This is a genomic window from Actinoplanes sp. NPDC004185 (assembly GCF_053603475.1).
In genome coordinates, this window is the sequence record NZ_JBSGFR010000106.1 from 1 (window position 1) to 7189 (window position 7189).

Sequence of the window (7189 nt, forward strand, 5' to 3'; positions counted from 1 at the left end):
GTGGGGGGGGGGGGCGGCCGCCGCCGCGCCACGAGGTGCGGGTGTCAGGGGACGACCGGGTCAGCCGGTGCGGCAGCCGATCGTCGGCCACGTCCAGTTGCCGTTGGCCATGATCGTCACCCCGAAGTTGTTGCCACTGCCGTTCGGTCTGGCCGTGACGGTTCCGCTGGTGCCGGTGACCGCGGCGTTCCAGCTGTTCTGGATGCTCTGTCCACCGTTCAGGTTAAGCGTGACGATCCAGTTGCTCGCGTTGCTGACCGCGACGTTGAGGTTGAAGCGGTCACCGAACTTCTCGCCGGCCGAGATCGTCGCGGTGCAGTTGCTGCCCGGGTTGCCGGGCGGCGGGGTGGTCGGGTTGCCCGGGTTGCCGGGGTTGGAGCTGCCCTCGCTGACGGTGATGTCGGAGCTGCCCTGGCTCTGGTAACCCTCGGTCGCCATGATCTGGTAGCTGTGGTTGGTGCCGAGGTTCAGGCCGGCCCGTGCCCACGCGTCGAAGTGGTTGGCGATCGTGATGGTGCCGCTGCTGCGCTTAGACTGCCGGACGCTCCAGAACTGGTAGAACGTCTGGGTGCCGTCGATCGAGGGCTGGTTGACGCGCTGGCTGCGCAGGATGTCGTACGTGCCGCCGTCGGAGGTGACGGTGCCCATCCGGGTCGCGCCGCTGCTCGGGTTGTAGCTGCCGAAGTTCTCGACGATGTAGTACTCGATGAGCGGGTTGCGGGTCCAGCCGTACAGGGCGAGATAGGTGTTGTTGTTGCCCGGGTTGTAGTTGCCGGAGTAGGTGACCGTGCGTCGGCTGCCGGTGGCCCAGCCCTTGCCGCCGACCCAGTTGTTGGTGCTGCGGTCCCAGCTGCTGGAGTACCGGCCGTTCTCGCGCAGCGTCATGCTGGCGTTGCCACTGTCCTTCCAGAACGAGAAGTAGTAGCCGTTGTGCGTGCCGGTGGTGTTGGAGCTGACCGTCCGGTCGGCCTCGGCGTGCGCGCTCGGGGCCGCGACGACCGTGCCGGCGACGGCCAGCACCGCCGTGCACGCGGTGCCGAGGAGCATCCGCAGGCCGCGGCGTCTCCTCGGCTGGATGGGGATGTCGGTCATGTGGGTGCTTCCTCCTCGTGACGGCTGGCGGGGGCCAGCGGCGCGGTGAGGGCCGGCGGTCTGCCGGCGGCCGGGTGGATGGCCGCCGGGCATCGGCGTCGTGCCGCGCGGTGGGACCGGTCGTCCTGCACGACCGGGAGCGGGTCGCGATGGATGGCAGTTTGACGGTCATTGAGTGCCGTCGATGGCGACGGTAGGGGCCGGGTTCACCGCTTGTCAAAACTTTTCCGAAACGTTCCGGAAACTCGATCGGACTGCCGGACTTTCCGCAGGTGAAGCGTTCTGCTGGCCAGCACTCCCACCTGGGCGAGCAGCAACAGGGAGGGTCGCTGATGCTCCTCGCGCGGAGATCAGGGATTCGGACATCGACCGGCGAAAGATCCGGGCACCTTCCGGATGGCCGGAGCGGTCGAGCTAGGCGGGAGCGAGCACCGTCCGCCGGGGCCGCGACACCGGGCCGGGGCGCAGATCCGGCGCCAGGTGCCGCACGGCGCCGGCCCGGGCGACAGCGACGGCGGTCTCCTGCCGCAGGCTGTCACGGGTGGCGACGGCCAGCCGGGCGTCGTGCCGGACGGCCTTCTCCGCCATGACCGCCCGCTGGTACAGCGCGTGTCGATGGGCCACGATGGCCCGCTGCACGGCGCGCTCCTGCTCGACCGGGTGCAGCGACCGATCCCAGTCGCTGTCCTCGGTGAGCGCCTCGGCGGGCAGGTCCCCGCGGCCGACAGCCGCACGGAGCGCCCGGTGCAGGAAGCGCTCACGCTCGGCGTGCTCGGCGGTGGTGCGGGCGTCCGGCATCGCATAGGCGGACGCGGCCCGCAGGACGACCAGCCGCTGCTCGGCGTCCTGCCAGGCCTGCCACGCCGTGTCGGCGGCCTGCGCGCTCTGCTCGGCGTGCTCGCGCCACAGGGCGGCCACCCGGGCGGCGCGCCCGGTCGCCACGACGAGCTCGTCGGCATACCGCACGGCGTGCGCGGCGTCCGCCCGGCGCCGGGCCCGCTGCGCCCGCAGGCGGCGCACCCCCGGCACGGCATCCAGCAGCACCAGATGCGGATCCGGGGCGCCGTCGACACCGGCCAGGGCCAGCACCGACAGGGTGGCTGCCAGCAGCAGCGTCACCCAGATCGCCAGCGGGGCCGGGTCGGTCAACAGCATGTCCGCTACCACGTTCATGGTCAGAGAAGTCCCTCGATAGAAACGGAGTCGATGGATCGGCAGCGCCGTCCCGCCCGCAGCCGGGGAAGGTGGGAAGCCCGGCTCGAGGCGCGACGCAGGACGACCGGGAGCGGGCCGAGGCCGGCCCGGGCGGATCGTCAGACGGACGCGGCGGGCGGTGCGCGCGCGGCGCGGGCCGCGACCACCAGCTGCGTGCGCAGAACGCGCTCGCGGCCGGCGGCGGGAAGATCACAATGCTCAACCGCCACCGGTACGGGCGGCAGCACGGTCGTCGCAGCGGCGGCAACCTCGACCGTGGTGTCACAGTGCTGCGACGCCCCGGCCGTCACGGTCGCAGCGATACCACTGTGCTCGGCCGGGAGCGGCGGTGCCGACAGCCCGGCGATCAGGGCGAGCAGCAGGGCCAGCAAGGCCGGCAACGAGGGCCGCGCATCGCGGGTCGCCTCCGTCGCCATGCTCACAAGGTACGGTTCCGGGCCGCCGACACGCGCCCGTGTCGTCCCACGCGCCGCAGCGTCAGTCTTTCGTGAACGTCCCGGGCGGGATGAGCCCCTGTGCGGTGGCGGCGACCATGCGGGTCAGCGTCGGCCGGAACGGCGGGAACACCCGGGCGATCTCAGGTTCGCGTGCGTACAGCTCACGCAGGGCCTGCGGGGGCCGGGTGAGCGGGAACAGCTTGGCGACGAACGCGCTGGCCGCCATGACCAGCGCGGCGCCGTCGGTGGGGGACATCGGCGGGCACGCGCCGGCCACGAGCCGGCCCACCTGCATGTACGTGTCGATGGCCCACACCTTGTACTCCCGCAGCACGGCCATGGTCACATTGTGTTCCAGCATCGTCTCGGCGTGCGTGGTCAGGTCGCAGTACAGCGGCCGGTCGGCGTACGCGTCCGCCAGAGCCGACGCCGCGGCGCCGGCCCCCTCCGCTGTCCGCAACGCCGCGCTCGCGGCGGCGGCCCACTCCGAGCCCTCCCGCATCGTGAGCCGCAGGTAGATCTCCTCCCGCGTGCCGAAATAGCGCAGCACATTGGACTTGGCGAGCCCGACCGCCGTGGCGATGTCGCCGAGGCTGACCCAGGCGACCCCGGACCGCTGGGCCAGCTCGGCGGCGGCGCCGACGATCGCCTCCCGCCGCTGGTCCTTCTGGTCCGGGCGGCGGGCCCGCTGGAATGGCGCCTGCATGCCAGGAATCTAACCGAGAATTACCAGAACGGTGTTCTCTTGTTAAGAAGACGGTGTTCTGTTAGCGTCGCGCACTCATCGATCGACCAATGTGATCGGAGCATTTCGTGACGACCGCCGGTACGGACCTCGCCCAGACCATCGACGCCTTCGTGGCCGCCTTCAACGAGCCCGAACCCGATCTCGACCTGGTCATGTCGTTCTTCGCCGAGGACGCCACGTACCTGCCCGGCAAGAAGCCCGAGCGCCACGGCCGCGCGGCCATCCGCGCGGAATTCGCGCCGCAGTTCGCCGGACGGTTCGGGGCCATGACGTTCGACGTCTACGACAAGGTGATCGACGAGCCGCGGCGCCGGGCCACGATCCGGTGGGTGTGCCGGCTGGATCTCACCGGCGCCCACGGGCGGCGGGCGATGCCGATGCTGCGCTGGTTCGCCCGCGCCCGCTACGGCGGCCGGGTGCAGTGGCACGGCCTGGACGTCTTCCACTTCGACGCCGACGGGCTCATCAGCGGCAAGTTCACCTACGCCACGTTCCGGCTGCCGCTGTGGGAGGCCGGTGACGGCGTACGGAAGTGAGCGACCGCCGTCAGTGCCGGTCGGCGCCCGCCTCGGCCGTGCTCTTCGCCCGGCGGCGGTGGACCGTGAAGGTCATGACCGCGACGATCAGCGCGCCGACGATCAGCCCGAGGATCGCGCTGAACACCGTGTTGACCAGCCACCCGACGAGCCCGCCCAGCACGCCGGTGGCGTCGTGGGCGGCCTCCTCCACGTGGTGCACGGCCCCGTACAGCCAGTGCAGACCGAGTTCGTCCGTGCCCACCAGCAGGATGTGCCCGCCGACCCACAGCATCGCGGCGGTGCCGAGCACGGTCAGCCCGGTCAGCACCAGGGGCATCGCCCGCACCAGGCCCCGGCCGAACGTCGCGACGGCTCCGGACCGGTCGGACAGGCGCAGCCCGGCGTCGTCCATCTTCACGATCAGGCCGACCGCGCCGTACACCAGGACGGTCATCACCACCGCGACGACGGCCAGGATCGCCAGGCGGGACCAGAACGGCTCGTCGATCACCTCGTTGAGGGTGATCACCATGATCTCCGCCGACAGGATCAGGTCGGTGCGCACCGCCCCGGACACCAGGGTCTTCTCGTCCGGGGCGGCCTCGTCGCCCGCGCCGTGGGCGTCATGGTGGGCGATCCTGGCCCAGACCTTCTCGGCGCCCTCGTAGCACAGGTACGCCCCGCCGAGCATGAGGATCGGGGTGAGCAGCCACGGCACGAACTGGCTGAGCAGCAGCACCGCGGGCAGGATGATCAGGAACTTGTTGCGCAGGGACCCCAGGGCGATGCGCTTGATGATCGGCAGCTCCCGCTCGGCCGCCAGGCTCCGTACGTACTGCGGCGTGACGGCGGCGTCGTCGATGACGACACCCGCGGCCTTGGCGCCGGCCTTCGCGGCGGCCGCCCCGACGTCATCGAGGGACGCGGCGGCGGCGCGGGCCAGTACCGCCACGTCGTCCAGCAGGGCTACGAGTCCACCGGCCAAGAGAGGTTCCTTCCGAAGCTGAGCAGCGAGCGTGTCCGCCCATTCTCGCCCACGTCGCGGGCCGGGGGCATGCCGCCCGGTCCGGCCCATCGGCGACGGCCCATTCCCCGGCACCGGTAAGCGCTATCATCGGCGGGTCTGGGACAGCCGGGGAAAAGGTTTCTTCTTGCGACAGCATGCAACGGTGCGGGAGGTGGCCGCCGACACCGGACTTTCCATCGCCACGGTGTCCCGGGTGCTCAACGGCCAGGCCAATGTCGCGCCGCGCACCCGTGAGGTCGTCCTCGAGGCCGTGAGCCGGCTGGGCGGCCAGGGGCAGCGGCTCCGCGCCGATCCGGGCGCCATCTACATTCGCTGCCCGTACCTTCTCGACGAGTATTTCGGGCCGATGGTGTCGTCGGTCGTGGAAACCGTGGAATTGCACGGCATGACGGCCATTCTCAATGCGGGCCAGGCCGCGCGGGGCAGTGGCGCGTTGTCCGTCCTGCCCGGCCGCCAGGGCGTCGGCGGCGGGATCCTGATCCTGCCGCCCGAGCCGGGCCCCGAGCTGGAGCGGCTGCGCGACCGCGGCTTCGCCTTCGTGGTGCTGGACCCGCGCACGCCGCCGCCGCGTGACATCGTCGCGGTCTCCGCGGCGCACACGACCGGCGCCCGCACCGTGATGACCCATCTGGTCAAGCTGGGGCACCGGCGGATCGGCATCGTCGCCGGCCCGCGGGACTGGCTGGTCACCGACGCCCGGATGACCGGGTACCTGGCCGCCCTGGCCGACGTCGGCGTCCTCCCGTCGCCCGGCCTGCTCCGCTTCGTCGACGAGCCCACCGTCGAGCAGGGTTACGACGCCGCCTGCGCCCTGCTCGACCAGCCGGAACGCCCGACCGCGGTGGTCGGCTTCAACGACAAGATCGCGGTCGGGGCGCTGCGGGCCGCGCGCGAACGCGGCCTGCGGGTCCCGGAGGAGCTGTCCATCGCGGGGTTCGACGACACCACGGTCAGCCAGGCCACGGACCCGATGCTCACCACCGTGCGCCAGCCACTGGCCGAGCTGGGGCGGATGGCCGTGACCATGCTGATCCGGCTGATCCAGCGGCACGACCTGGACGCCCGGCACGTCGAGCTGGCCACCGATCTGGTGGTCCGGGGCTCCACCGCAGCTCCGCCCCGCTGATGTAACAAGCTGGCGTTTGTTACACGCTCCTTCACAGGGATAACGGGCTATTCATTGACACGGATGCCTGTAACGATGTTTCGTATCTGTTACGCAAGCCCCGTACCCCTGGAAGGAGTTCGTGTGCTCCCATCTGTCCCCGGCCGCCGGTCGCGGTCGCGGGTTGCCGCCGTCGCCGTCACCGCCCTCGTCGGCATCGCCGGTGCCGTCGCGATCGGTGGCGAGGCGTCGGCCGCCACGTCGGTGCAGGTCTACTGGAGTTCCGAGTCGCGCACCGCCGGCTTCGAGCCGGTGAACGCGAACTGGTACGCCGACCCGGCGACCGGGCTGGCCGGTACGCCGTACCGGTTGTCGCGGCAGCCGGACGTGCCGATCGTGGCGGCGGGCGGCGCGGCGACGATCACCGCGAACACCGGCCGGCAGTACCAGAGCGTCCTGGGCTTCGGCTCCTCGCTGGAGGAGTCGACCATCTACAACCTGTCGCGGATGAGCGCCACCGCCCGGGAGCGGACGCTGCGCCTGCTGCTCGATCCGAGCACCGGCGCGGGTTTCAACGTCGCCCGGATCACCTTCGGCACCAGCGACTTCACCAGCCGGGCCTTCTACACCTACGACGACGGCGCGGCCGATCCGGCGCTGTCGCGCTTCTCGATCCAGAAGGACATCGACTACGGCATCATCAACGTGCTCAAGCAGGCCCGGCAGATCAACCCGAACCTGCTGATCTTCGCGAGCGTGTGGAGTCCGCCGGCCTGGATGAAGGCCAACAACAGCCTGATCGGCGGCAACCTGCTCGACCAGCACGTGCCCACCCTGGCGGCCTACTACCGGCGGGCGGTGCAGGCGTACGCCGCCCAGGGCCCTGCCGATCCACGCCGTGACACTGCAGAACGAGCCGCTGTACTCGCCGCCCGACTACCCCGGCACGCTCATCTCGGCTACTTGTTTCATTGCCCTAGGACCGCGGCCCGGCCAGGCTTCGGTCTAGACGTCCGGGCTGTCGCTCTCATTTCGGCTGCCCACCTC

General features: G+C 71.0%; 7 protein-coding genes and 1 pseudogene. 3 read left to right on the plus strand and 5 right to left on the minus strand.

The window, feature by feature from the left end; translation table 11 throughout:
• Positions 1-60: 60 nt before the first annotated feature.
• The 4 genes from ACWEOZ_RS43950 to ACWEOZ_RS43965 all read right to left on the minus strand — a co-directional run bounded on the left by ACWEOZ_RS43950 (position 61) and on the right by ACWEOZ_RS43965 (position 3450).
• Entirely contained in the window at positions 61-1092 is a 1032-nt protein-coding gene (locus ACWEOZ_RS43950) for a glycoside hydrolase family 11 protein (protein ID WP_451916615.1), read from the minus strand.
• 414 nt (positions 1093-1506) lie between these two features.
• Entirely contained in the window at positions 1507-2265 is a 759-nt protein-coding gene (locus ACWEOZ_RS43955; protein WP_451916616.1) for a hypothetical protein, read from the minus strand.
• 140 nt (positions 2266-2405) lie between these two features.
• On the minus strand, positions 2406-2723 hold the full coding sequence (locus ACWEOZ_RS43960; RefSeq protein WP_451916617.1) for a hypothetical protein: 318 nt from the start codon (positions 2721-2723) through the stop codon (positions 2406-2408).
• Between the two features lie 61 nt (positions 2724-2784).
• Positions 2785-3450 (minus strand): TetR family transcriptional regulator, encoded by a 666-nt coding sequence (locus tag ACWEOZ_RS43965; protein ID WP_451916618.1) that lies wholly within the window; start codon positions 3448-3450, stop codon positions 2785-2787.
• 107 nt (positions 3451-3557) lie between these two features.
• Between ACWEOZ_RS43965 and ACWEOZ_RS43970 the strand changes: the two genes are divergently transcribed.
• Entirely contained in the window at positions 3558-4028 is a 471-nt protein-coding gene (locus ACWEOZ_RS43970) for a YybH family protein (protein WP_451916619.1), read from the plus strand.
• Between the two features lie 10 nt (positions 4029-4038).
• Here ACWEOZ_RS43970 and ACWEOZ_RS43975 read toward each other — a convergent pair whose 3' ends face one another.
• The gene (locus tag ACWEOZ_RS43975) at positions 4039-4995 is read right to left on the minus strand and encodes a DUF808 domain-containing protein (protein WP_451916620.1); all 957 of its coding nucleotides are present in this window, start codon (positions 4993-4995) and stop codon (positions 4039-4041) included.
• Positions 4996-5161: 166 nt separating this feature from the next.
• Here ACWEOZ_RS43975 and ACWEOZ_RS43980 point away from each other — a divergent pair, with 166 nt between their 5' ends.
• Complete coding sequence (locus ACWEOZ_RS43980; RefSeq protein WP_451916621.1) at positions 5162-6163, plus strand: LacI family DNA-binding transcriptional regulator; 1002 nt, start codon at positions 5162-5164, stop codon at positions 6161-6163.
• Positions 6164-6286: 123 nt separating this feature from the next.
• Positions 6287-7189, plus strand: a pseudogene (locus ACWEOZ_RS43985) (hypothetical protein); the annotation flags it as partial.